This is a genomic window from Hymenobacter sp. YIM 151858-1, from assembly GCF_025979705.1.
Taxonomy (GTDB): Bacteria; Bacteroidota; Bacteroidia; order Cytophagales; family Hymenobacteraceae; genus Solirubrum.
On the sequence record NZ_CP110136.1, the window covers coordinates 1,916,042 to 1,937,550 of the forward strand.

24 protein-coding genes and 1 tRNA gene are annotated in these 21,509 nt (G+C 62.0%); 19 read left to right on the top strand and 6 right to left on the bottom strand.

All coding sequences use genetic code 11. The features are described from left to right. The first annotated feature begins 22 nt into the window (after window positions 1-22). The 3 genes from OIS50_RS08515 to OIS50_RS08525 all read left to right on the top strand — a co-directional run bounded on the left by OIS50_RS08515 (window position 23) and on the right by OIS50_RS08525 (window position 3,226). On the top strand, window positions 23-808 hold the full coding sequence (locus OIS50_RS08515; RefSeq protein WP_264693887.1) for a PASTA domain-containing protein: 786 nt from the start codon (window positions 23-25) through the stop codon (window positions 806-808). 132 nt (window positions 809-940) lie between these two features. Continuing rightward, the gene (locus OIS50_RS08520) at window positions 941-2,842 is read left to right on the top strand and encodes a T9SS type A sorting domain-containing protein (RefSeq protein ID WP_264693888.1); all 1,902 of its coding nucleotides are present in this window, start codon (window positions 941-943) and stop codon (window positions 2,840-2,842) included. A gap of 84 nt (window positions 2,843-2,926) precedes the next feature. Further along, on the top strand, window positions 2,927-3,226 hold the full coding sequence (locus OIS50_RS08525) for a rhodanese-like domain-containing protein (protein ID WP_264693889.1): 300 nt from the start codon (window positions 2,927-2,929) through the stop codon (window positions 3,224-3,226). A gap of 171 nt (window positions 3,227-3,397) precedes the next feature. Here the strand turns inward: OIS50_RS08525 and OIS50_RS08530 are convergent, their stop codons facing one another. From OIS50_RS08530 to OIS50_RS08540, 3 genes are all read right to left on the bottom strand, one after another. Then, on the bottom strand, window positions 3,398-5,323 hold the full coding sequence (locus OIS50_RS08530) for a RecQ family ATP-dependent DNA helicase (RefSeq protein ID WP_264693890.1): 1,926 nt from the start codon (window positions 5,321-5,323) through the stop codon (window positions 3,398-3,400). 319 nt (window positions 5,324-5,642) lie between these two features. After that, window positions 5,643-6,368, bottom strand: a complete 726-nt coding sequence (locus tag OIS50_RS08535; protein ID WP_264693891.1) for a hypothetical protein — start codon at window positions 6,366-6,368, stop codon at window positions 5,643-5,645. Between the two features lie 391 nt (window positions 6,369-6,759). Further along, a complete protein-coding gene (locus OIS50_RS08540; RefSeq protein WP_264693892.1) occupies window positions 6,760-7,413 on the bottom strand; it encodes an ABC transporter ATP-binding protein in 654 nt (217 codons plus the stop codon). 327 nt (window positions 7,414-7,740) lie between these two features. Between OIS50_RS08540 and sucC the strand changes: the two genes are divergently transcribed. Continuing rightward, window positions 7,741-8,949 (top strand): ADP-forming succinate--CoA ligase subunit beta, encoded by a 1,209-nt coding sequence (gene sucC / locus OIS50_RS08545; protein WP_264693893.1) that lies wholly within the window; start codon window positions 7,741-7,743, stop codon window positions 8,947-8,949. A 77-nt stretch (window positions 8,950-9,026) separates the two neighbouring features. On the opposite strand, the gene OIS50_RS08550 is transcribed toward sucC, so the two are convergent. After that, window positions 9,027-9,512, bottom strand: a complete 486-nt coding sequence (locus OIS50_RS08550; protein WP_264693894.1) for an Ohr family peroxiredoxin — start codon at window positions 9,510-9,512, stop codon at window positions 9,027-9,029. A 145-nt stretch (window positions 9,513-9,657) separates the two neighbouring features. Here OIS50_RS08550 and OIS50_RS08555 point away from each other — a divergent pair. The 6 genes from OIS50_RS08555 (at window position 9,658) to OIS50_RS08580 (ending at window position 14,664) form a co-directional block, all read left to right on the top strand. Beyond that, window positions 9,658-9,732: transfer RNA gene (locus tag OIS50_RS08555), tRNA-Arg, on the top strand. Between the two features lie 154 nt (window positions 9,733-9,886). Next, window positions 9,887-10,582, top strand: a complete 696-nt coding sequence (locus OIS50_RS08560; RefSeq protein WP_264693895.1) for a hypothetical protein — start codon at window positions 9,887-9,889, stop codon at window positions 10,580-10,582. Between the two features lie 271 nt (window positions 10,583-10,853). Continuing rightward, the gene (locus OIS50_RS08565) at window positions 10,854-11,258 is read left to right on the top strand and encodes a hypothetical protein (protein ID WP_264693896.1); all 405 of its coding nucleotides are present in this window, start codon (window positions 10,854-10,856) and stop codon (window positions 11,256-11,258) included. A gap of 517 nt (window positions 11,259-11,775) precedes the next feature. Further along, entirely contained in the window at window positions 11,776-12,819 is a 1,044-nt protein-coding gene (locus OIS50_RS08570) for a DUF1259 domain-containing protein (protein WP_264693897.1), read from the top strand. Window positions 12,820-13,271: 452 nt separating this feature from the next. Further along, window positions 13,272-13,778: a fasciclin domain-containing protein gene (locus OIS50_RS08575; protein ID WP_264694352.1), complete on the top strand. Its 507-nt coding sequence runs from the start codon at window positions 13,272-13,274 to the stop codon at window positions 13,776-13,778. 175 nt (window positions 13,779-13,953) lie between these two features. Then, complete coding sequence (locus OIS50_RS08580; RefSeq protein WP_264693898.1) at window positions 13,954-14,664, top strand: hypothetical protein; 711 nt, start codon at window positions 13,954-13,956, stop codon at window positions 14,662-14,664. Window positions 14,665-14,892: 228 nt separating this feature from the next. On the opposite strand, the gene OIS50_RS08585 is transcribed toward OIS50_RS08580, so the two are convergent. Then, window positions 14,893-15,168 (bottom strand): GNAT family N-acetyltransferase, encoded by a 276-nt coding sequence (locus tag OIS50_RS08585; protein WP_264693899.1) that lies wholly within the window; start codon window positions 15,166-15,168, stop codon window positions 14,893-14,895. A 130-nt stretch (window positions 15,169-15,298) separates the two neighbouring features. Here OIS50_RS08585 and OIS50_RS08590 point away from each other — a divergent pair, with 130 nt between their 5' ends. The 9 genes from OIS50_RS08590 (at window position 15,299) to OIS50_RS08630 (ending at window position 21,086) form a co-directional block, all read left to right on the top strand. After that, the gene (locus OIS50_RS08590) at window positions 15,299-15,484 is read left to right on the top strand and encodes a hypothetical protein (RefSeq protein WP_264693900.1); all 186 of its coding nucleotides are present in this window, start codon (window positions 15,299-15,301) and stop codon (window positions 15,482-15,484) included. Between the two features lie 18 nt (window positions 15,485-15,502). Then, entirely contained in the window at window positions 15,503-15,769 is a 267-nt protein-coding gene (locus tag OIS50_RS08595) for a hypothetical protein (RefSeq protein ID WP_264693901.1), read from the top strand. A gap of 113 nt (window positions 15,770-15,882) precedes the next feature. Then, window positions 15,883-16,179 (top strand): hypothetical protein, encoded by a 297-nt coding sequence (locus tag OIS50_RS08600; RefSeq protein WP_264693902.1) that lies wholly within the window; start codon window positions 15,883-15,885, stop codon window positions 16,177-16,179. Between the two features lie 193 nt (window positions 16,180-16,372). After that, complete coding sequence (locus tag OIS50_RS08605) at window positions 16,373-16,723, top strand: ArsR/SmtB family transcription factor (RefSeq protein WP_264693903.1); 351 nt, start codon at window positions 16,373-16,375, stop codon at window positions 16,721-16,723. Window positions 16,724-16,775: 52 nt separating this feature from the next. Beyond that, the gene (locus OIS50_RS08610) at window positions 16,776-17,324 is read left to right on the top strand and encodes an ArsI/CadI family heavy metal resistance metalloenzyme (protein ID WP_264693904.1); all 549 of its coding nucleotides are present in this window, start codon (window positions 16,776-16,778) and stop codon (window positions 17,322-17,324) included. 44 nt (window positions 17,325-17,368) lie between these two features. After that, window positions 17,369-17,902 carry a GNAT family N-acetyltransferase gene (locus OIS50_RS08615; protein ID WP_264693905.1) on the top strand — a complete coding sequence of 178 codons (534 nt, stop codon included), beginning with the start codon at window positions 17,369-17,371 and terminating at the stop codon, window positions 17,900-17,902. A 155-nt stretch (window positions 17,903-18,057) separates the two neighbouring features. Next, a complete protein-coding gene (locus tag OIS50_RS08620; RefSeq protein ID WP_264693906.1) occupies window positions 18,058-18,867 on the top strand; it encodes a universal stress protein in 810 nt (269 codons plus the stop codon). Between the two features lie 63 nt (window positions 18,868-18,930). Next, complete coding sequence (locus OIS50_RS08625; RefSeq protein WP_264693907.1) at window positions 18,931-19,728, top strand: phosphatase PAP2 family protein; 798 nt, start codon at window positions 18,931-18,933, stop codon at window positions 19,726-19,728. 203 nt (window positions 19,729-19,931) lie between these two features. Next, on the top strand, window positions 19,932-21,086 hold the full coding sequence (locus OIS50_RS08630; RefSeq protein WP_264693908.1) for a Gfo/Idh/MocA family protein: 1,155 nt from the start codon (window positions 19,932-19,934) through the stop codon (window positions 21,084-21,086). Window positions 21,087-21,095: 9 nt separating this feature from the next. Here OIS50_RS08630 and OIS50_RS08635 read toward each other — a convergent pair whose 3' ends face one another. Further along, window positions 21,096-21,395: a hypothetical protein gene (locus tag OIS50_RS08635; protein ID WP_264693909.1), complete on the bottom strand. Its 300-nt coding sequence runs from the start codon at window positions 21,393-21,395 to the stop codon at window positions 21,096-21,098. Window positions 21,396-21,509 lie beyond the last annotated feature (114 nt).

Sequence of the window (21,509 nt, forward strand, 5' to 3'; positions counted from 1 at the left end):
ACAACCTCATTAACCGCCACCGATGGCTTTCCTTAAATCCGATACTTGGTTCGACCTGCTGAAGCACCTGCTGGTGATTACGGGCGTGTCGTTGCTGCTGCTGTTCCTGTTCTTCTTTGTGTATCTGCCCGTTACCACCAACCACGGCGAGACGATTGCGGTACCGAAAGTAACGGGCATGCAAATGGCTGACCTGGACAGCTACCTCGACGACCGCGACCTGGCGTACTTCGTCGACGACAGCACGTACCGGCCCGATATACGGCCCGGCACCGTGCTCACGCAAGACCCCAAGCCGGGCGAAAAGGTGAAGGAAGGCCGGAAAATCTACATTCAGGTGGCCATGAAGAACCCGCCCGTCATCAAAATGCCCAAGCTGACGGAAGGCTCGCAGAAAAACGCCCAGATGATCCTGAGCAGCTACGGCCTGACGGTGGGTACGCTCACCTTCGTGCCCGATCTGCGCCAGAATGCCGTGCTGAAGCAAATGGTGAACGGGAAGGAAATTGAGCCCGGGGCTCCCATTGCCAAAGGCACCCGCGTCGACCTTGTAGTGGGCGACGGCCTCGGTAACCAGGAGTTCCCGGTGCCCAACGTAGTAGGCATGCCCGCCGACGAAGCCGCTACGCTGTTGGCCGGCCAAGGCCTGGTACCCGGCGAAACCTTCTACCAGGAGCCCGAAGAAGGCCAGCAGGAAGGCACCATTGTGAAGCAGCGCCCCGAGGCTACGCCGAACGCGACTATTCGCTCGGGTCAGCTCGTCGACCTGTGGGTGGCGGGCAAGGAGCCTATCAAAGCCGTGCAATAACAACCGAGCGTCGTAACGAAAGCCACCCGGCCTGCCGGGTGGCTTTTTTGTTGCCGGGCACCTAGGCTTTACCGCCCGGCGGCATAATCTTTTCGGGCGCTGGCACGTTTGCGGTGCGTAACTTACCCGCTCATGATTTATCGGCTACGTTTACCATTTGTCGTTTGTGCATTACTGCTGGCCCTAGGCGTGCGCCCGGCCGCAGTACTGGCGCAGCAAGCCGGCGCGCTCCCGTTGCCGGCCGATCCGGCCCGCGCCGCCCAGCACCAAGCCCCCACCGCGCGGCGCGGCAACGTGCTGCTTACCCTTCCGTTTTTCGAAGACTTTGCCGGCCAGCGCGAGGGCGCGCCCCACCCCGACCGTTGGGAGCCCAAAGGCGGTGTGCTCGTGAACGAGCGTTTTTCGCTGGCGCCGCCTTCGCGCGGCATTGCCACCTTCGATGGCCTCAATGCCCAGGGCCGGTCGTACGGCACCACCTCGTCGTTCAGCTTCACCGACACGCTTACCTCGCACCCCATCGACCTGAGCGCGGTGCGCCCAGCCGACCGCACCTTCCTGAGTTTTTTCTGGCAGGCGGGCAGCATTGTGGGCGCGCCCTCGGCGCAGTCAAGCACGCGGCCGGTGTTTCTGCAGCTTGAGTTTCTCGACAACACCCAAAACTGGGTAGTGGTGTGGCGTAAGCCCAGCCAAGGGCTGCGCACCGATTTCACCCAGCGCTTTATTGCCGTAAACGAGGCCCGTTTTCTGCACGCCAATTTCCGTTTTCGCTTCCGCAGCTCGGGCAACCAGTTTGGCACGCGCGACACCTGGAACCTCGATTACCTGGTACTCGACCGCAACCGCGACACCACCAACGTATCGTATGCCGATGTGGTGTTGAGCCGGCCGCTGTCGTCGTTGCTGGAGCGCTACACTGCTATGCCGGTGTGGCAATACAACGCGGCTGCCAACCCTGCGCAAGAGCTAAACGACAGCACCTTCACCACCTTCAACAACCTCGATGCGGGCGCGGTACCGCCTACCCCGTTCTCCTGGACGGGCACGGTGCGCCTGCTGCCCGCGGGCGCGCCCCGGCAGTTCCTGACGGGGGGCGCCTCCCTAGGTCCCGGTACCCGGCAATTCTACATCGGCGGGCCGGTGGGCACCAACCCCGTGCCCGTTACCTCCGACCCCAAGCGCATCGAGCACAGCATTTACATTTCGCTGCTGAATAGCTCCGCCAACCCGCGCACCGCCCCCAACGACACCGTGCGCCGCATCACCGAGCTCAACAACTACTTCGCCTACGACGACGGCTCGGCCGAGGGCACCACGCTGCTGCGCCAAAGCGAGGCGCGGGCCACCTCGCGGGCCATGCGCTTTGCGGTTAACCGGCCCGACCAACTGCGGAGCGTGCGCTTTTACTTTGCCGGCGCCACGGCGGCCCCGGGCACGGCGGTACCCACCGACGTTACCTTAACCTTTGCGGTGTGGGACGCCACCGGGCCCAACGGCTTGCCCGCCGAGCAGCCCCGGGTAACCAAGTCGAAAACGCTGAAAACCGATGCTGCCCTAGGTGGCCTGCAGGAGGTGGTATTCGATCAGCCGGTGCCGGTGAGCGGCAACTTCTACGTGGGCTACATTCAGCCCGCCACCAACCTGTTTATTCAGTTCGGGGCCGACCTAAACAGCCGCCAGCCGCGCAACGCTTTCTACGACAACGAAACCGGCGTGTGGGTGGTGTTTTCGAACCGCGACGTGGTGCCCATGCTGCGGCCCGTAATGACGGGCACCGTAACCGGCACGCGCCCCCCCAAAACTGCGTCCAACATTCAGGTGTACCCCAACCCCAGCCGCGGCACCGTGCAAGTGGCAGGCCGTTATGCCCGGGCCGCGCTGGTTGATGCCCTAGGTCGGGAGGTGTGGCGGCAGCCGGTCAACGAGGCCGGCCAGCCGCAACTGAACCTCCGCGCGGTAACTGCCGGCGTGTATTTATTACGCCTCACCTTGCCCGACGGCAGCCTGAGCACGCATCGCCTGGTGCTGCAGCCGTAAGGCGCCGCTTCGCCGGATATTCGCTTTTTTAGCGGTGCGGCTCCGCCTGGGTGCCGCCCAACTTTCCACCCCATCCAACCCCACATGAACGACATCACCCCCACCGAACTAAAAGAGCGTCAGCAGCAAAACCAAGCTCCGGTTATCATCGACGTGCGCGAGCCGTGGGAACACGAGGAAACCCGCATCAACGGCAGCCAGAACATTCCGCTGGGCGAGCTGCCCGCTAAGCTGGAGGACCTCGAAGGCCTGAAAAACCAGGAAGTAGTAGTGCATTGCAAAGGCGGCGGCCGCTCGGCTACGGCCAAAGCCCTGATGCAGCAGCACGGCTTCCAGAACGTGCGCAACCTGTTGGGCGGCATCATGGCCTACAACGCGCAGTAACCCACCTAGGGCGTAATGTAGCGTGGGCTTCAGCCCGCGTATATCAGAACGAGCACGTTGTCGTATCGTTCTGACATACGCGGGCTGAAGCCCACGCTACATTTTTGGCCCAGTAAGTACGTAGCCGCTGTAAATCCGGATGCTCATGTTCCTACGCAACCTCACCAGCACCTAGGCGGCTTCTAGTTGGCCGGCATCGGTGTAGCGCAGTACGCCGGTATCCACCAGGTCGCGCAGCAGCGAGGTCAGCGCATCGGCTTGGCTGGGCTGAAAACCAGCCAGCAGCTCGCGCGGAGTACGCGGCGTAGTACGAAGCTGAGCCAGTACCTGCTCGCGCAGATCGGTGGCTACCACTGGCTTTTGCTGCCGGCGTTTTTCGGCAAGGCAATGGTCGCAGATGCGGCAGGGCTTGCTATCCAGCTCGCCGAAATACTCCAGCAACAGTTGCTGGCGGCAGCGCGTGCCGTTGGCGTAGTTGATTACGGCTTCGGTTTTCAGCAGATCACGCTCACGCGCCGTTTCCAGGGCCCTCGCATCGAGCGGCAATTTGGCGGCATCGTGCCGCGGGGTGGTAAACAGCGCCTGCGGCGACTCGTGCCGCGGCTGGTACTGCACTATGCCCGATTTGTGCAGGTACTCCAGGGTTTTGCGCACATCCACGGTGCTCCAACGCAGCTGCTGCGACAACGCTCCTTCCGAAATATTCTGAAACGAGCTGAACACCTCGCCGCCGTACAAACGCAGAATGGCTTTGATGAGCTGGTCGTGCCGCTCGTTGGCCACCTGAAAGCGGTATAAATCGCGCACGTCGAGCGGGATATGCACCTTGGCCGGGCTGAAAACTGCCTCGTTTAGTTGCACCAGACCTGCCTTTTCAAGCACGCGCATTGCGTTGTGCGCATCAATGGGCTTGAGGCGGTACGTGCTGGCAAACTGCTGCAAGTCAAAGTCGAACGCCACGAGCTCGCCCCCGCCCACGGCTGTGCCGGAGTAGTTGGCCAGGGCTTGGTACACGCGCCGCACCACATCGATGGGCGGATGCCCCAGGGCCACGCGGCGGCGCATTTCGTGGGCGTCGTTGGGGCCCCACAGCAGCACGGCAAAAGCGTACAGCTCGTCGCGGCCGGCGCGGCCCGCCTCCTGGTAGTAGGCTTCGAGCGAATCGGGCGCATCGAGGTGTACCACGCAGCGCACATCGGGCTTATCGATACCCATGCCAAAGGCGTTGGTAGCCACCACGATGCGCGTTTTGTCGTTGGTCCAGTCCTGCTGCACGCGGGTGCGCTGGTCGGCGGCGAGGCCGGCGTGGTAAGCGGCGGCGCTCAGGCCGTTTTGCTGCAGCCAGGCCGCGGCCTGCTCGGTTTGCTTGCGGGTGCGGGCATACACCACCGCCGTTTTGCCCGGCCCCACCCCCTTCAGCACTTGCAGCAGGCGCTGCAGCTTGTCCTCGGTGTGCAGCACCGAGTACGAAAGGTTGGGTCGCTGAAAGCTGCGCTGGAACGTTTGGCCCGCGGGGCCGAAGTTCAGCTTCTGCCGAATGTCGTGGCGCACCTCCTCGGTGGCGGTGGCCGTAAGGGCCAGCACCGGCACACCCAGCAGCAGCTCGCGCAAGGCACTGATTTGCAGGTAAGGCGGCCGAAAGTCGTAGCCCCACTGCGACAGGCAGTGCGCCTCATCCACGGCAATCAGCTGCACCTTCATCTTGCCCACGCGCGCCCTAAACATTTCAGTCAGCAGCCGCTCCGGCGACACGTACAGAAACTTTACCGGCCCGTACACGCAGTTATCGAGGGTCTGGTCGATGTCGCGGTGGCTCATGCCGGCGTACACCGCCTCGGCCTTAATGCCGCGCTTGCGCAGGTTTTCTACCTGGTCTTTCATCAGCGCAATCAGCGGCGAGATGACCAGACAAAGTCCGTCTTTGGCCAAGGTGGGCACCTGAAAGCAAATGCTTTTGCCGCCGCCGGTGGGCAATAAGGCCAGGGTGTCGTGGCCGGCCAATACCGAGCGGATTATTTCCTCCTGCCCCGACCGGAACGCCTTGTGCCCCCAGTGCTGGCGCAGTACGGAAAGGATGTCGTCGGTAGGTGCAGGCACGGCAGTGGTGTTTGTCGGACGACGAAGTTACGCACGAAACGCAAGCGAGCAGAACCGTTCACCCCGCTGTCATTGCGAGCCAAGCGAAGCAATCGGTCCTGGGCTGGGCACAACCGTTCATCTGCACTTAGCGCTTCTTACCTCGTGCGGTTGTTTCAGCTGACAAGTTTTTCGGTTGGTGCGAGGTGAATGGTTGTGCCTCGACAGGAAGGATTGCTTCGCTTGGCTCGCAATGACAGCGAAGAGAACGGCTTAGCCGATTAAACACGAAAGCCCGGCTCCTAGCGGAACCGGGCTTTCGTAATAATTACTGCTTTGCTTAAGCAGCAGCCTGACCGTTCTCGCGGTCGTCGATGGTTTTCTTCAGGTTGGCAATGGCCTGCGTGGCGCGCTCCTGATCGAGCTTGTTGATGTTCAGGAGCATCTTGGTCTTCTCCTGACGCGTGATTACCGGGTGATTCAGCAGGCGGATGATTTCCTCCTTCTGCTGCGCCGTGGCGTAAGCCGCGTTGGCAGCGGGGGCCGCCTCGGCAGCCGGAGCCGTCTGCTCAGCTTTCACGGCCTTCATGGGCGTGGCGTCGGCGCTGCGCGCTTCGGGCGCGTTGCCGCCGTACTCCATTTCCTCGGCCGGCGTGGGCTCGTAGCCCGCCGCACGGATAATCCAGGCCAGGATGTTGCGGTAAGCCTTACCGATTGCGCGCGTTTGCGCCATCGAGGCAATGGCAAACTCCTGGTAGAATTTCTTGCCTTGCTCCTTGTTCGAGCAGATAGCGAAGCCGGCGCCCACGGTGTGCTCCGAGCGCATGTCGAAGAGCGTCACCTTGGCCTGGTATTTAATTTCGGTGTCGGTGCTCATGTTGATGACGTGGTCGACGATGGGCACGATGCCCAGGCGCGAGCCGGCGTACTGCCAGCCTTCCACGTTCACGAACTCTTTGCCTTGCACCGAGGTGGTGAGTTTGTTCTCTTTGATGAAGTTAGCCAAGTCCTTGGCCAACGACAGCGTCTCGTCGGAGCGCGAGATGTCATAGCTTTCCGCTTTCATTTTCCGAACCGGTGCTTTGTTGTCTTTTTGTGCCTCAGTCATGGCTTTCTTAATTTCCCTGTAGTACGTCCTGTGTTACGGATTCATAACAGGGCGCCTAGGTGATTAGTGCATTTTTAGGGTTGATTTTTAGCATTTTTTCTTGTTGTAAATCAGCCACTTACAAATAATATTCAAAAATAGAATAGCTAAAGCCTTTAGCCAGCTCGCAGCCCCCCATGCCAGGGTTTCGGGGACTGATTTAAGGCAGCCGCTTGGGTAGGTCTTCAACGCATTGAGCGCAAAGAAGTTGAGGCGAGCCTGCCAATTCCCTAGGTGATGAGCACAAAAAAACGCGCCCGGAGTGGGCGCGTTTTCAGAGGCTTTGCGGACTTGGCTTCAGGCCGCTCGACTATTCCAGAATGAAGCCGTCGCGCATGGTAATTTTGCGGTCGGCCATTTCGGCAAGCTGGTCGTTGTGGGTTACGATAACGAAGGTTTGGCCGAGCTCTTTGCGTAGCAAAAAGAAGATCTGGTGCAGCTCCTGCGCGTTTTGCGAGTCGAGGTTGCCGGAGGGCTCGTCGGCGAAAATGATTTCGGGCGAGTTGATGAGGGCCCGCGCCACGGCTACGCGCTGCTGCTCGCCGCCCGACATCTCGGAGGGTTTGTGGTCGGCGCGGCGCTCCAGGTTCAGCATGCCCAGCAGCTCGCGGGCCCGCACGCGGGTTTCCTGCTCGTGGCGGCCGGCCAGGTACGCGGGCAAGCACACGTTTTCGAGCGCCGTGAACTCAGGCAGCAGGTTGTGAAACTGAAACACGAACCCGATGTGGCGGTTGCGAAACTTGGCCAGCTCGGAGCGCTTCAAGGTGCTTACCGATTCGCCGTCGAATAGCACTTCGCCGGTATCGGGCGTATCAAGCGTACCTAGGATGTGCAAAAGGGTGCTCTTGCCGGCCCCGGAGGAGCCCACAATCGACACGATTTCCGACTTTTCGATGGTCAGATCGATGCCCTTGAGCACTTCCAGCGAACCGTAGCGTTTACGAATGTTGACGGCCTGCAGCAAACCGACTGGGTGTTAATGAGAGAAGAAGCGAATAGCGACAAAGCTACGCAGAAAGGCCCGATGCCAACAGGCTTGCCGTTGCACCCAACGCGTACCAGCCGGCTTATACGGCAACTCGGCCGTAGTGGCTTAGTATATGCGGCACTTAATTGCAGGGCCGGCGCCCTGCCCGAGGCCAGGCAATGCCGGCACCTAGGTAATTGCTACCCAAGGGGCAGCGCCACAAAGTGAGAGCAACGGCACCCCTACTATGTGCTACTTCGCGCTACATTGCCTACTTTCGCGGGCACATTTCCGGAACCCGAAAACCCACCTCAAGTCCGAAGTATGAACATTCACGAATATCAGGGCAAGGACATTCTTAAGCGCTACGGCGTGCGCGTGCAGGAAGGCATCGTGGCCGAAACTGCCGAGGAGGCCGTAGAGGCCGCCAAAAAGCTGACCGAGCAAACCGGCACCGGCTGGCACGTAATCAAAGCCCAGATCCACGCCGGTGGCCGTGGCAAAGGGGGCGGCGTAAAGCTCGCCAAGAACCTTGACCAGGTACGTGAACTGTCGGAGCAGATCATCGGCATGCAGCTGGTGACCAAGCAAACCGGCGCCGAAGGCCGCAAAGTGCACAAAGTGCTGGTAGCCCAGGACGTGTACTACCCCGGCGAGTCGGAAACCAAGGAGTACTACATGAGCGTGCTGCTCGACCGTACGTCGGGCAAGAACGTAATCATCTACACCACCGAGGGTGGCATGGACATCGAGGAGGTTGCCGAAGCGCACCCCGAGAAGATCCACAAAGAGTACATCGACCCGCGCGTGGGTCTGCAGGGCTTCCAGGCCCGCAAAATCGCGTTCAACCTGGGCGTTGAGGGCGAGGCTTACAAGGAGATGGTGAAGTTTGTAACGGCCCTGTACAAGGCCTACGACGACACCGACTCGGCCATGTTCGAAATCAACCCCGTGTTGAAGACCTCGGACAACAAGATTCTGGCCGTTGACGCCAAAGTAACCCTCGACGACAACGCCCTGTACCGCCACAAGGACTTCGCGGCCCTGCGCGACACCAACGAGGAAGACCCGCTGGAAGTGGAGGCTTCGGAGTCGAACCTGAACTACGTGAAGCTCGACGGCAACGTGGGCTGCATGGTAAACGGCGCCGGCCTGGCCATGGCTACCATGGACATCATCAAGCTGTCGGGCGGTGAGCCGGCCAACTTCCTCGACGTAGGCGGCGGAGCCAACGCCCAAACGGTGGAAGCCGGCTTCCGCATCATCCTGAAGGACCCGAACGTGAAGGCCATCCTCATCAACATCTTCGGGGGCATCGTACGCTGCGACCGGGTTGCCAACGGTGTGGTTGAAGCCTACAAGAACATCGGCGACATCCGCGTGCCGATCATCGTTCGTCTGCAGGGCACCAACGCCGAAGAGGGCGCGCGCATCATCGACGAATCGGGCCTGAAAGTGTACTCGGCTGTACTGCTGAAGGACGCCGCCCAAAAAGTAAAAGAAGTACTGGCTGCCCAGGAGCAGACGGCTTAATGGCCCTAGGTACTTTGCCAACAAAAAGCCCCGCCAGCATGCTGGCGGGGCTTTTTGTTGTGGTGGGCTTTGCGCCGTTAGTTGCCGTTTTGGGCTACGCCAAGGTTTTCCTCGGCCTGCACCGGCACCTGCTGGCCTTTCACGCGCAGTTCCACTTCCATGTTGCCGCGCGTACCCACCGAGTACGGGCAAATCTGGTGGGCCTGCCGCACCATCTCGATGGTTTTGTTATCGTCGAATTTCTTCAGATCCACATCCAGAACAGCGCTTAGCCCATACGCCTCGCCTTCCTGAAACAAGGACACCGAGCAGTTTACCGTCGTATCCGGATCGAGCCGGTCGCCGGCACGCTGGGCAATTACCAGCAGCGCCTGCTGAAAGCACGACGCGTAACCTGCAGCAAATAACTCTTCGGGGTTGGTGGCGCCGCGTTTGCCACCGAGGCCCTCCGGCACCGACATATCCAGATCGATAACACCGGTGGTAGAGCGTACGTGGCCACTGCGGCCGCCCACGGCTTGGGCCTCAGCAGTGTAGAGGTTCTTTTTTTCGGATGTGGCCATACAAATGAGCTTTAGGTTTCGGGTTGTGCGTAAAGCTTAACTCTTGAAACCGGTCGAAGGTTACGCCTCCATTTTCGCGGAAAATGCTAACCCGATTTGCCAGCGCCACAATTTTGCCTACTTTTGCCGCCCATAGCTGCTATCTGGTCGCGTAGTACAACGGATAGTATAGGAGTCTCCGAAGCTCTTGATCCAGGTTCGATTCCTGGCGCGACCACCACCTCAAAACCCGCTGCCAACCGGCAGCGGGTTTTCGTTTTTTTGGCGGGTGCTTAAGTAAACTCAACTACTCATATATACGCTCTACTGAGTATTTGGCATCATCCTTGGGCCGGGCGTGCTTTCCCATCACGCTTTATCAATTGCTAATCCGCATGAAGCTACCCCTTACCCTATCCGCTGCGCTGCTGTTGGGCAGCTTGGCCGCTGCCCCAGCTATGGCCCAAGAGCCCGCCAAATGGCAATTTTATTTTGAAGGCGGCCCCAAAGTCAGCCAGTTCCGCACCATGGCCCACAGCGGCTCCTACAGCCCGCAGCAAGGCAGCAACTTGTATACCGAGGCCGACCGGCGCGTGCAGGTGCGCAACACATTCTCGGCTTACGCACAGGCCAAGGCGTTCAAGCCGTTGTCGGAGCGCGTGGTGCTGGCCATTACGGGCGGGCTGAACATGCAGCACCTCAACTACCGCACCGGCTACACCGAGCGGGTCGTAAACAGCATGATTACCAGCTACGATTCGGAGCACATCAGCCGTTTGCTGACGCGCGCCAGCCTCGATTGGGGCCTGTACTACCGCGTGAAGCTGGGCGAGGCCGGCCAGCTGATGCCTGGCATTGCCGTGGGGCAGATGATTAACCTAAGCCGCAACGGCTACAGCTACACCTACCTGCAGCCGGGTGTGTACTACACCAGCAACCGGCTGCTGCTTTCGGCCACCGTTTCCGATACGCCCTACAACGTACTGATTCCGGGGGCTTCGCGCTTCGAGGGCGTGCTGGCCGGGCCTTACATTTCGGAAACCGAATACCGCATCCGGGAAATACAAGTGGGCATCGGCGCGCGGTTTTAAACCGCGGCGCGCTGCCACCCGATGCTCCGACGCCCTAGGTGCCGGAGCATCTTTTTTGGGCCGGGATGCAGCAGCTACGCAAGCCCCCAAGCCAAGCCCGCGGCCCTAGGTACCCTGGGCCCGGGCCGGCCCCGACACCTAGGACCACGGGCGCTGCTGCCGGCCCGAGTTGGTTTTGCCAGGGTTAGTGCGTAAGTATGCGCCCCGAAACCGTGCTCCCTGGGCCGCAACCCTTTTTGCGGTTGCCCCTGCCGCCGAACCACCCGCTTGCATGCACCTTCTTGCCTCCTACCGCTTCCTGAACCTGTACCTCCACGACGAAGGCCCTGCCCGCGCCCTCGAAGCGCAATGGATAGGTTTTATCAGCAGCGCCGATCTGCGGCAGGCCGTGCTCGATGCCCTCGAAGCGGCGCGGCGCAACCGCGTTAGCAGCTGGATTGCCGACGACCGGCAACTAGGCCCGGTTCGCCCGGCCGACATCGAGTGGATTGCGCACACCGCGCTGCCGCTGCTGGACGAGTACGGCATTACCAAATTTGCCCGCGTTGAAGCCACCGACCCGCTCAACCAACTGCTCATCAACAGCACGTACCAATCGGTGCTGAACAACTACGGCTTTGAGCTGCGCATTTACTCCGATTTGTCGGAGGCCCGGGAGTGGGCCGTTGCGCCCTAACCGGTAACCCGCGCTGCCAACCCGCTGCCGGGCTTTCCGGCACAAAGGCCGGGCAGTTGGCTGCTGTTTTTTAGCGGTTTGAAGCTGTTTTTTTGCCCCGCTGCGTGCGCGGCACAGAGCGCTATGGCCGTTGATAGCGGCTGGCGTGGCCCACTCTAACTCATGTTGTTAGAGGCAATTATTGGAGGGTACCACCCTGCCCGCGAAGGCTTGCTTTGCAGGAACACCAGTGCGTGTATACGCAGCCTTGGCCCATACTCCCTGGCAGCGCATAAGCTGAGTTAGGTGGCCGAGGCTCCTGCTTGTGCATTTTAAGAGGTACGCGCGACGCTAAACCCTCGGTAGGCTGAGGCCCAGTTCTGGCTCACCCCCGCAGGGCGCTGCTAACCCTGAGCTGTTTATGGTTGCATTTATTTCTATGAATTGATATCGGCGTAGTGGCGGGCTTGCCGTACAACATCAGCACAGGCCCCGTGCTGAATTACATTTTCCGCCATCCGCTTTTCAATTCATTCCCATGAACCACCGCATTTCGCGGCGCGAGGCGCTGCGCAACACCGCGCTGCTTGGCGCCGCCCCTTGGTTGAGCCTGGGCGCCGCTAACGCGGCTCCTGCAGTGCTTAAAGCGCCTACTCCCCCACTCACCGCCGCCGAAATTGCCAGCATCGAAGCGGCCCTAGGTAAAAAAGGCACTTACGTGGAGGCACAGGCCACACACTGCACCGCGCTGCCGCGCAACGACCTGCAAGTGCGCATCAAAGGCGAGCCGGTGCCCATTGCGTTTGGTTTCGGGGGTTGGGTGGCCATCAAGCACACGCTCGACGGCAAATCGGCGATGCTGATGAGCGACACGGTGCTGCTGCAGGAAGAAGTGAACCCGCTGATGTCGGCGGCGCTGGCCCAGGGGCTCGAGGTGGGGGCCGTGCACAACCACTTCTTCTACGAGGAGCCGCGCATTTTTTACATGCACATCCACGGCATGGGCAGCCCGGCCGAGCTGGCCGCAAAGTTTGCCGCCGCGCTCAAAAACTCCAAGCTGCTGCCGGCCAACCAGCCGCCCAGTGCCACACCGGCCGCGTCGCAGGCCGGCAACAACGCCACGCCCGCCGCCGGCGCAGCCCCCACGGGCAAGGAGCTGTTCGATTTGGCGGCTCTGGACAAAGTGGTGGGCTACCAGGGCGCCGTAAACGGCCCCACCTACAAATACACCGTGGGCCGCGCCGACTTGCAGGTGGTGATGATGAACACCGAGATGACCGCCGCCATCGGGCTGAACTCGTGGGCGGCGTTTGCCGGCCGCCAGGCCGATGCCCACGTGGCGGGCGACATTGCCATGCTGGAGCACGAGGTAAATCCCGTCATCAAAACCCTGCGCGCCCACAACCTGGAGGTGGTGGCCGTGCACAACCACATGCTCTTCGATCAGCCGCGCATGGTGTTTTTGCACTACTACGGCCGCGGCCCGGCCCCGCAGCTCGCGGCCGGCTTTCGGGCCGCCCTGGATCAGCTCGGCAAACGCCCACCGCACGATGGACCGGCAAAGCGTGGCATGAAACACTAGCCTGGCTGCCTGAACTCTGCGAAGGCCGGGCCGTTCCTCACTGCCCGGCTTTGTTGTTGAATGCCCGTTTTCACACACTTGCTGGCCAGAAGCAAGGCACGGCTTGCAGGTTGCTTCAGCTTGCCGGGAACCGGGCGCTGCACGTGCTTGGGTGGCGGCTGGCAATTGCTGACCCTGCCGGCACGGCCCTAGGTTGCGGCATGGCTTGGCAAACCATGCGGCACCAATCCGGTTGAAGATGAACGCCGTACGTTCGGCAGTACCTCATTCATCATCCACACCAAACCCCAAACACCATGCGTAAGCACAGCTTTGCCGCCCTTGCCTTGTTAGTGGCCGTTGGTACCGGTTTCAGCACCTCGGCGCTGGCCCAAACCAAAACCAAAGCCAAGGAGGACAAAATGAAGATGAAGGAGAAATCGTCGATGAACGGCACCACCACCGGGGGGAGCATGTCGGCGGGTTCTTCGATGAACGCCTCGTCGGCAGCGGCGGGCGGCGTGATGGTAGGCGGTGCCCTGATGACGCCGGACAAAGACATCGTGGCCAACGCGCTGAACTCCTCGGAGCACACCATCCTGGTATCGGCGGTAAAAGCGGCCGACCTCGTATCGACGCTGCAGGGCACGGGGCCCTTCACGGTGTTTGCGCCCACCAACGCGGCCTTCGATAAGCTGCCCGCGGGCACGGTGCAAACGCTGGTTGAGCCCGCCAACAAGCAGCAGCTCACCACCATCCTGACGTACCACGTGGTGCCCGGCCGCTACCTGGCCTCCGACCTGAAAGACGGCCAAAAGCTGACCACCGTGGAAGGCGAAACCCTGACGGTGATGAAGAAAGGCAGCTCGGTGATGCTGCGCGATGCCAAAGGCGGCATGGCCACGGTTTCTATCCCGAACGTGGTATCGAGCAACGGCGTAACCCACGTGGTGGATACCGTGCTGATGCCTACGCGCTAAGCCGAGCTTACCTTCGCAAAAAAGCCGCCTGCGTTGCGCAGGCGGCTTTTTTGGGCTTTGGGCCCTAGGTGGTTGGGCGCTTTGCCCGGCCGAGGAGCTGGTGATGTTCACCTTCGTTGCGTTTTGTCCGTATAAGGGCTGAGTTTTCCCAACCACTCCCATCTTCTGACCAACCATGCTTAAAAAAACAATCTCCCTGCTGTCGCTGGCGCTGGCTATGTGCGCCGTGACCACCGTGGCCGAAGCACAGACCACCAAAACCAAGTCGGACGACGAAAAAACCAAGACCACGGCTGCCGATGGCACCGTGACCAAGGTGAAAAACGACGACAATGGCAACGTGAAGCTGAAAGGCAAAACCGAAGCCGGCGACAAAATGAAGTCGAAGGTGAAGCCGATGAACGGCAGCTCCATGGATGCCTCGGGCACCTCCACGGGCACGTCGGGCTCCTCTACGGGCGGTTCGATGATTAACTCGTCGGGCTCGATGAGCGGCTCCAGCTCGGGCAGCATGAGCACCGGCACCGGCACCAGCACCGGCACTACCACCGACACCAACTCTTCGGGCACGATGGGCACCGGCACGGGCACCAGCACCGGTACGGGCACCATGTCGGGCTCGGGCACCGGCACGATGAGCACCGGCTCGGGTACCGGCACCGGCACCATGAGCGGCAGCGGCACGATGAGCGGCACCGATACCTCGACCGGCACCAGCGGCTCGATGTCGGGCACCAGCACCACTACTACCGATACCAACGTATCGAACAGCGGCGCCACCGGCTCCGACGACATGCGCGTAGGCCGCCGCATGAAGCCCAACAAGGAGACCAAAATGAAGGCCAAGAAGGACAAAATGAAAATGAAATCGGAGTCGGAAATGTAATTCCGGCTGATTTCAGCTAACCAAAAGCGGCTCCGGATAAGGTATCCGGAGCCGCTTTTTTGTGGCCGCTCGTGCCCAGACCTAGGGCGTGCCAGGCAGCGGCCAAACCAAGCGCCATGTCGGGCGCAGCCAAACCGGTGGCTGCAAGGTTCAGCCCGATGGGTTACCGGGCACGGCGGCTGCCTGGCTCGCCATTGCGCTGGCATGCCGCGGCACCTAGGGCGGTTATCAGGCCAGCAGCTGCTGGTACTTCGCGTGGTTTTTCTCTACGAATTTGGCCATGTAGGGGCAGCTGGTTCGCACGCGCAGCTTCTCGCCGGCGGCCCAATCAAGCGCCTTGGCGGCCAGCTGATCGGCCACGCCTTTGCCGCGCAGCTCCTCATCAACGTAGGTGTGATTGAAATCGACCACGCCGTTTTCGGGGCGGCTGTACGAAAGCTCGCCTTCGTAGCCGTGCGAGGTGGCGTAAAAGGTTTGGTCTTCGGGTTGGTGTTCGATGTGCATGGGTTGGCAGGCTAGCAGGTGTAAGGCGTGGCAAGGAGCGTTTGGGGGTGCCCATTGGCCACAACTGCCCTTGTTACGTATAAAGAAGCAGCCGTTGCCACCCGCTCGGCTTTGTTTTTTCCACATCCTTATGCCTCAGGTTTCTACCACCCCCCACAACGAAACGCCCCAACCGCCCGGCAACCGCATCAGCCCGGCGCCGGTTGCCACGCCCGCCCCGGCCCAACCTGCCACCCAGCCCGCGGCCCCGGGGCCCCGCATGCGCTACTGGGAGCAGATTGACCCCGCCAGCCGCAGCCTGTACCCCGTCGACTAACCCCCTACCCGCCCTGCCATGCATTCCCAGTACCCCACTCCCCCCGCCGACGACTCGGCCGACAAGCCGCGCAAAGTGGTTTCGGCCGAAGAAAACCAACGCGAAACCAGCACCAAGGCCCCGAGCCTGCTCGACCGCGAAACCTACGGGCAGATTCTGGATCAGCCTGCCCCCGACGAGGATTCCTCTGACTTTGCCTCGGGCCTGAACCAACCGGCCTCGCAGCACCTCAGCAACGAGGAGCGCGTGCCGGGCGAAGAAAACCGCAACGCCCGCTCCGAGTAGCGTTGCGCCCCCGCCATACCCCCGCCCCGGCCCCCCACGGCCGGGGCTTTTTTATCGACCTAGGCGCCCCGCGCTACGTACACGCAGGCAGTACCGAACTTACATCCGCAACCATGGCATCGAAATCACAGCACCCGCAATTCGACGAGCAAGACGACCACCAGGCCCGCCAGGAGCGCCAGGAACAGCAGCAGCGCGCCGCGCAGGACCGCCCCACTCCCGCCGAAGAAAACAACAATACCGAGGGCAGCACCACGGCCATGCTGAACCGCGAAACCCACGGCCAGATTATGTCGCGCAGCACCCCCGACCGCATTTACTCCGATGGCAGCGACGATACCGAAACGCCGCGCCCGCCCACGCTCACCGACGATACCACCGGGTTCGACCCCACCAACCGCACCCGCTAACCCTGCCACGGCCCGCTGCACCTAGTAGCGGGCCGTGCTGTTTTGGCTTACTTACAAATAGTTACCTAGGGCTATACATCAACCAATCAAGCCTTTGCTGGTATTTAAATAGCTGGTTGCGAATATTTTTTTGCAACAGCGCTTGACATTCGCTCTGACTATGACGTATGTTTACGTCATACTTCAAGCATCCATGACTTACGCCAAGCTTTCCGGGTTCACCGAAGCCCAGCGGCAGCTAGCCCGGGTAGCCAAGGCTTTGAGCCACCCGGCCCGCATTGCCATCATCGAGCTGCTGGCCGCCAAAAAATCCTGCATTTCGGGCGACATCGCGGCCGAGCTGCCTTTGTCGCGCACCACGGTTTCGCAGCACCTGCAGGAGCTGAAAGCTGCCGGGCTGATCAGGGGCGACATCGACGGCCTCACGGTGTGCTACTGCCTCGACACCGACACGCTCAGCCGCGTGCAGCAACACTTTGGCGCCTTTCTGCAACAAGCCGCCTGCTGCAACACCACCGACGCTTCGGCTGGCTGCGCCTGCTAGGTGCTGCCGCCTCTCTGCCCATTCCTCAACCTTTTTTCCGCCCTTCTGATCTATGAAAACCGCTTCCTTCCCCCGCATGCACGTTTCGCTGTACGTGTCCGATATCCAGGCCACCATCAGCTTTTACGACACGTTTTTCGGCCAGCCCGCCGATAAGATTAAACCCGGCTACGCCAAGTACGTGCTCGAGCAGCCCTCGCTGATTATCTCGTTTGTGCAGAACCCAACGCGCGTGCAAAGTCACTTCGGCCACCTGGGCTTTCAGGTAGAAACGCCTGAGCAGCTGCAGCAGCGCCTGGCCGTGGCAAACGCGGCGGGGCTGGTACAGCGCCAGGAAATCGGCACCAACTGCTGCTACGCCAAGCAAGATAAGTTTTGGGTAAACGACCCCGACGGCGTAGAATGGGAGGTGTACTACTTTCATGAGGACGCCGAGTTCAACGACCCGCACTACGACGACCACGACACGGCCGGAGCAGCCAGCCAGTGCTGCATTGCCCCCAGCGCGGCCGAGGTGCTGACCACCGCCCCAATGGCCTTTACGCTGCTCGACACCGCGGCCCCGGCAGCCGCGTGCTGCGGCACCAGCGGCAGCTGCTGAGGCGGCCGCTGGCAACTTTTGCTGTACTCCGAACCCCTGCTCCGATGCTGCTGCAACCGTTAACCGAACATCACTGGCCCGCCGTGCAAGCTATTTACGCGGCGGGCATTGCCACCGGCAACGCCACCTTCGAAACCCGGGTACCTGAGTGGGCTGCCTGGCATGCCGGCCACCTAGGGCACAGCCGCCTGGTGGCCCTGGGGCCCGGCGGCCAAGTGCTGGGGTGGGCAGCTCTCAGCCCCGTTTCGGGCCGCTGCGTGTACGGGGGCGTAGCCGAAGTAAGCATCTACATTGCGCCGGATGCCCGGGGCCAGGGCGTGGGGCTGCACCTGCTGCAAGCGTTGGTGCAGGCGGCGGAGGCCAACGGAATCTGGACGCTGCAGGCCGGCATTTTGCAGGAAAACGCCGCCAGCCTGGCCCTGCACGCCAAGGCGGGCTTCCGCACCATCGGCTTTCGGGAGCGGATCGGGCAGCTGCATGGGGTGTGGCGCAACGTGGTGCTGCTCGAGCGGCGCAGCTCAACCGTGGGCACCGAAAGTTCGGCCGCCGAACCGCCGGCGGCTGTCGTTAGCGCATAATCACTCGCCCGAGGGCTTAGGTGCGTTCATCAATACCCAACACCCGGGGCTGCCTAAGGCGTTTTTTTTAACCCAGGTAATCACCCATTAACACGCGGGTTGTAAACTGCAGCGCCAACGCGCCGTTATCAGGTGCCCGGCTAAAGCCCTCTGCCATGCTCACCCTGCTTGTTCTCACTGATTTTTCGCCCGTAGCCGACCATGCCTTGCAGTACGCCGCCGCGCTGGCCGCGCCGGCGGGCGCGCACCTGGTGCTGCTGCACGTGCGCCCCTCGTTGCTAAGCCCGCGCGCCTTTACCGCCGCTGCCGATTATTCCGAAAGCCAGGCCAACGACCTGTTGCAGCAGCGCCTGCGCACCCTGCCGGCGGCCGTGCGGGCTACTTGCGCCCTCGAGCGCGGCGATGTAGGCACCGAGCTGGCCACCGCAGCCCGCCGCCACAAGGCCTCGGTAATAGTGGTGGGCCGCCCCGACCTCAGCAACACCCCCGAAGAGCTGGCTCACACCACCTCGCTGGAGGTGCTGCGCCACGTGGCCTGCCCCCTGCTGATTGTGCCGCACAACGCCTCGGGCACCGTGCCGCCGCGCCAGGTGCTGCTGGCCATCGACGATCAGCCGCTGCCCACTACCCACGCCACCCAAACGCTGCAGCCCCTGCTGGGCAGCGCCGCGCTTACCGTGCTGCACGTGAGCGACGAAGAAGTAACCAACGACCCCACCCGCGCCTTTGCCAACGCCCAGCACGCCGGCCTCACGGCGGGCTTTGCCAGCGCGCAGCCCAACGGCTTCAGCGGGGCCAGCCCCGCCGCGGGCATTGCCGATGCGGCCGCCATGCTGCAACCCGATTTGCTGCTGCTGGTAGCGCGCCGTCGTAGCTTTTTGGGGCAGTTGTTTCATGAAAGCGTAACGGCGGCCGTAGTGCGCGAGGCCCGCCTGCCCGTACTGGTGCTGCCCGAGGTGGCCTAGGCTAATTCAGCGCTGTTAGCTCAACCTTAACACCGGAGTGCCTTTGCGGGTACTCCGGCTTGTATGTCTGCACCCCGATTATTGCTTTTGCTGGCCGGCCTGCTGCCCGTGGTGGCCCAGGCCCAAACGCCCCGGGCGCCCACGGCCCCGCCCGATACCATCCGGAAGTACGAAAACCCCGGCGGCATCCCGGCCGCCGACAAAAAGCCCTGGTGCAAGGGCAAGCTGGTGCGCGCTACCGTGGTGCCGGCCGCGCTTATCGGCTACGGTGTCAGCACCATCAACGGGCGCGGGCTGTACAGCAGCTACGATGCGCAGCGCGACATTCAGCGGCAGTTTCCGAACTTCCGCACCCGCGCCGACGATATTCTGATTTTCGTGCCGTACCTCGAGCTGGCCGCCGTGGAGCTGGCCGGCGTCGAAACCCGCAACGACCGGCTGAACATTCTGCTGGTGATGCTGAAATCGGAAGCCATTTTCGCCGCTACCACCTTCACGCTCAAGCACACCACCAACGTGCTGCGCCCAGATGGCAGCACGCGCAACTCCTTCCCCTCGGGCCACACGGCGCAGGCTTTTCTGGCGGCCAGCATTGTGCACACCGAGTTTCGCGACCAAAGCCAGTGGTACGGCGTGGGCGCCTACACCATTGCCACCAGCGTAGCGGCGCTGCGCATGCTCAACAACCGCCACTGGCAATCCGATGTGGTGGCCGGGGCCGGCGTGGGCATTTTGTCGGCGCACCTGGGGTACCTCACGCACCGCAACCGCTGGGGGCGCAAGCCCCTGCCTGGCCGCTACAGCGTAGCGCCGCTGGCCTACCCCGGCGCGGCCGGCCTTACCGTGGTGTGGCGGCCTTAGGTCGGCAGCTCTGGTTTTGATCAGCAACGGCACCGCCCGCTCCTCGGCTCACGGCAGCCCGGGGGCGGGCGGTGCCGTTGGTAGTGGGTGCTGCCTAGGTGGCGCGCGGGCTGCGGCACCTAGGCAGCCAGCCGGTGCGGCGCCCCGCAACCCCGGCTTGGGCCAGGCCGTTAGCCCTGCTATTGGCCAATTGCGCACTGCTTATGAATGCTGCCGATTCGCGCCGCCAGTTTTTGCGCCAGGCCGGGCTGGGTGCTGCGTTGGCAGCGCTGGCCGGCCCGGGCGCTGCCGCTGCCTCGCTCGCTCAACCTCTTACCGCCGCTATGCAAAACAACGATCAGAAGAAACTCGGCTGGGCCATTGTGGGCCTGGGCAAATTCGCCACCGAGCAAATCATGCCCAACTTTAAGGATTGCCAACACTCCCGGCTGGTTGCCCTGGTGAGCGGCTCGCCCGACAAAGCCCGGAAGCTGGCGCAGGAATACGGGCTTCAGGAGAAGAACATCTATAGCTACCAGAACTTCGACAGCCTGAAGGACAACCCCGAGGTGGACGTGGTGTACATCATTCTGCCCAACAGCCTGCACGCCGAGTACACCATCCGGGCGGCGCAGGCGGGCAAGCACGTGCTCTGCGAAAAGCCCATGGCCACTTCGGTGGAGGACTGCCAGAAGATGATCGACGCCTGCCAAAAAGCGGGCAAGCAGCTGATGATTGCCTACCGCTGCCAGTACGAGCCGTTTAACCTGAATGCCATTGAGCGCATCCGGAAGGGCGAGCTGGGCAAGCTGCGCTTTATCACCTCCGACCACGGCCGCCTCGTGAAGCCCGCCGAAGACCAGGCCGACACCTGGCGCGTGCAGAAAAAGCTGGCCGGCGGCGGCTCGCTGATGGACATCGGCATTTACTCGCTCAACGCCGCGCGCTACTTTGCCGGCGAGGAGCCCGTGGAAGTAACCGCCCAGGTTGCCTCCGACCCCAACGACCCCAGATTTAAGGAAGTGGAAGACAACGTGGCCTTTACGCTGCGCTTTCCGAGCGGGGTGCTGGCCGCCTGCACGTCGTCGTACAGCTACGAATCGGTGAAGCGCGGCCGCGTGTTCGGCGACAAAGGCTGGCTCGACCTTGATCCGCTGTCGGACTACGACAAGCACACGATGAAAATCGGGAAGCCCGAGGGCAAAGAGGAACCGCAGCTAAAGGAAGGCAACCAGTTTGCCGCCGAAATAGACCACCTCTCGGAGTGCATCCGGCAAAACAAAACGCCCCGCACCCCCGGCGAGGAGGGCCTGCGCGACGTGCGCTACATCATGGCCATTTACGAGTCGGCCCGCAAGGGCAAAGCCATTAAGGTGTAGCGGCGGCGCCTAGGTGCCGGCGTTGGGCGAGGGGCGCGGCAACCGCGGCAAATGCGCCCACGGGTACAGCGCCCCGTTGAGGGCCGTGCGTACCAGCCGCCACTGCGGCACGGGCTTGGTAGCTTCGGCCACGGCCATTTCTACCAACTCGCGGCTCGCGCGCACTTGCCGCTGCCAGGGCCCGGCAATGTCAACGGCAGCCAACCGCTCGAGCTCGGGCAGGGCCTCCTGGCTTAGGCGCAGCATCTCGCCGTGGTGCTCCGGCGTATATTCATGCAGGCCCAGCAGCTGCTCGTGTAGCTGTTGCAAATGCCGCAAAGAAGGGTGAAGTCGCTCCATTTCGGTGGATATCCGGGCTTTGTACGCGGAATGCGGTTGCGTGGCTACGTGCTGCCGAACTTCCGCCCGGGGGCGCAAAATGCG

Bases quoted from the DNA above. Each gene is read 5' to 3' on its own strand.
- OIS50_RS08570 (WP_264693897.1), top strand. From the start codon at position 11,776: ATGAACCACCGCATTTCGCGGCGCGAGGCGCTGCGCAACACCGCGCTG.
- OIS50_RS08535 (WP_264693891.1), bottom strand. From the start codon at position 6,368: ATGAAAGCGGAAAGCTATGACATCTCGCGCTCCGACGAGACGCTGTCG.
- OIS50_RS08625 (WP_264693907.1), top strand. From the start codon at position 18,931: ATGTCTGCACCCCGATTATTGCTTTTGCTGGCCGGCCTGCTGCCCGTG.
- OIS50_RS08620 (WP_264693906.1), top strand. From the start codon at position 18,058: ATGCTCACCCTGCTTGTTCTCACTGATTTTTCGCCCGTAGCCGACCAT.
- OIS50_RS08575 (WP_264694352.1), top strand. From the start codon at position 13,272: ATGTCGGCGGGTTCTTCGATGAACGCCTCGTCGGCAGCGGCGGGCGGC.
- OIS50_RS08565 (WP_264693896.1), top strand. From the start codon at position 10,854: ATGCACCTTCTTGCCTCCTACCGCTTCCTGAACCTGTACCTCCACGAC.
- OIS50_RS08525 (WP_264693889.1), top strand. From the start codon at position 2,927: ATGAACGACATCACCCCCACCGAACTAAAAGAGCGTCAGCAGCAAAAC.
- OIS50_RS08585 (WP_264693899.1), bottom strand. From the start codon at position 15,168: ATGCACATCGAACACCAACCCGAAGACCAAACCTTTTACGCCACCTCG.
- OIS50_RS08605 (WP_264693903.1), top strand. From the start codon at position 16,373: ATGACTTACGCCAAGCTTTCCGGGTTCACCGAAGCCCAGCGGCAGCTA.
- sucC (WP_264693893.1), top strand. From the start codon at position 7,741: ATGAACATTCACGAATATCAGGGCAAGGACATTCTTAAGCGCTACGGC.
- OIS50_RS08550 (WP_264693894.1), bottom strand. From the start codon at position 9,512: ATGGCCACATCCGAAAAAAAGAACCTCTACACTGCTGAGGCCCAAGCC.
- OIS50_RS08595 (WP_264693901.1), top strand. From the start codon at position 15,503: ATGCATTCCCAGTACCCCACTCCCCCCGCCGACGACTCGGCCGACAAG.
- OIS50_RS08610 (WP_264693904.1), top strand. From the start codon at position 16,776: ATGAAAACCGCTTCCTTCCCCCGCATGCACGTTTCGCTGTACGTGTCC.
- OIS50_RS08630 (WP_264693908.1), top strand. From the start codon at position 19,932: ATGAATGCTGCCGATTCGCGCCGCCAGTTTTTGCGCCAGGCCGGGCTG.
- OIS50_RS08615 (WP_264693905.1), top strand. From the start codon at position 17,369: ATGCTGCTGCAACCGTTAACCGAACATCACTGGCCCGCCGTGCAAGCT.
- OIS50_RS08580 (WP_264693898.1), top strand. From the start codon at position 13,954: ATGCTTAAAAAAACAATCTCCCTGCTGTCGCTGGCGCTGGCTATGTGC.
- OIS50_RS08515 (WP_264693887.1), top strand. From the start codon at position 23: ATGGCTTTCCTTAAATCCGATACTTGGTTCGACCTGCTGAAGCACCTG.
- OIS50_RS08560 (WP_264693895.1), top strand. From the start codon at position 9,887: ATGAAGCTACCCCTTACCCTATCCGCTGCGCTGCTGTTGGGCAGCTTG.
- OIS50_RS08600 (WP_264693902.1), top strand. From the start codon at position 15,883: ATGGCATCGAAATCACAGCACCCGCAATTCGACGAGCAAGACGACCAC.
- OIS50_RS08590 (WP_264693900.1), top strand. From the start codon at position 15,299: ATGCCTCAGGTTTCTACCACCCCCCACAACGAAACGCCCCAACCGCCC.
- OIS50_RS08520 (WP_264693888.1), top strand. From the start codon at position 941: ATGATTTATCGGCTACGTTTACCATTTGTCGTTTGTGCATTACTGCTG.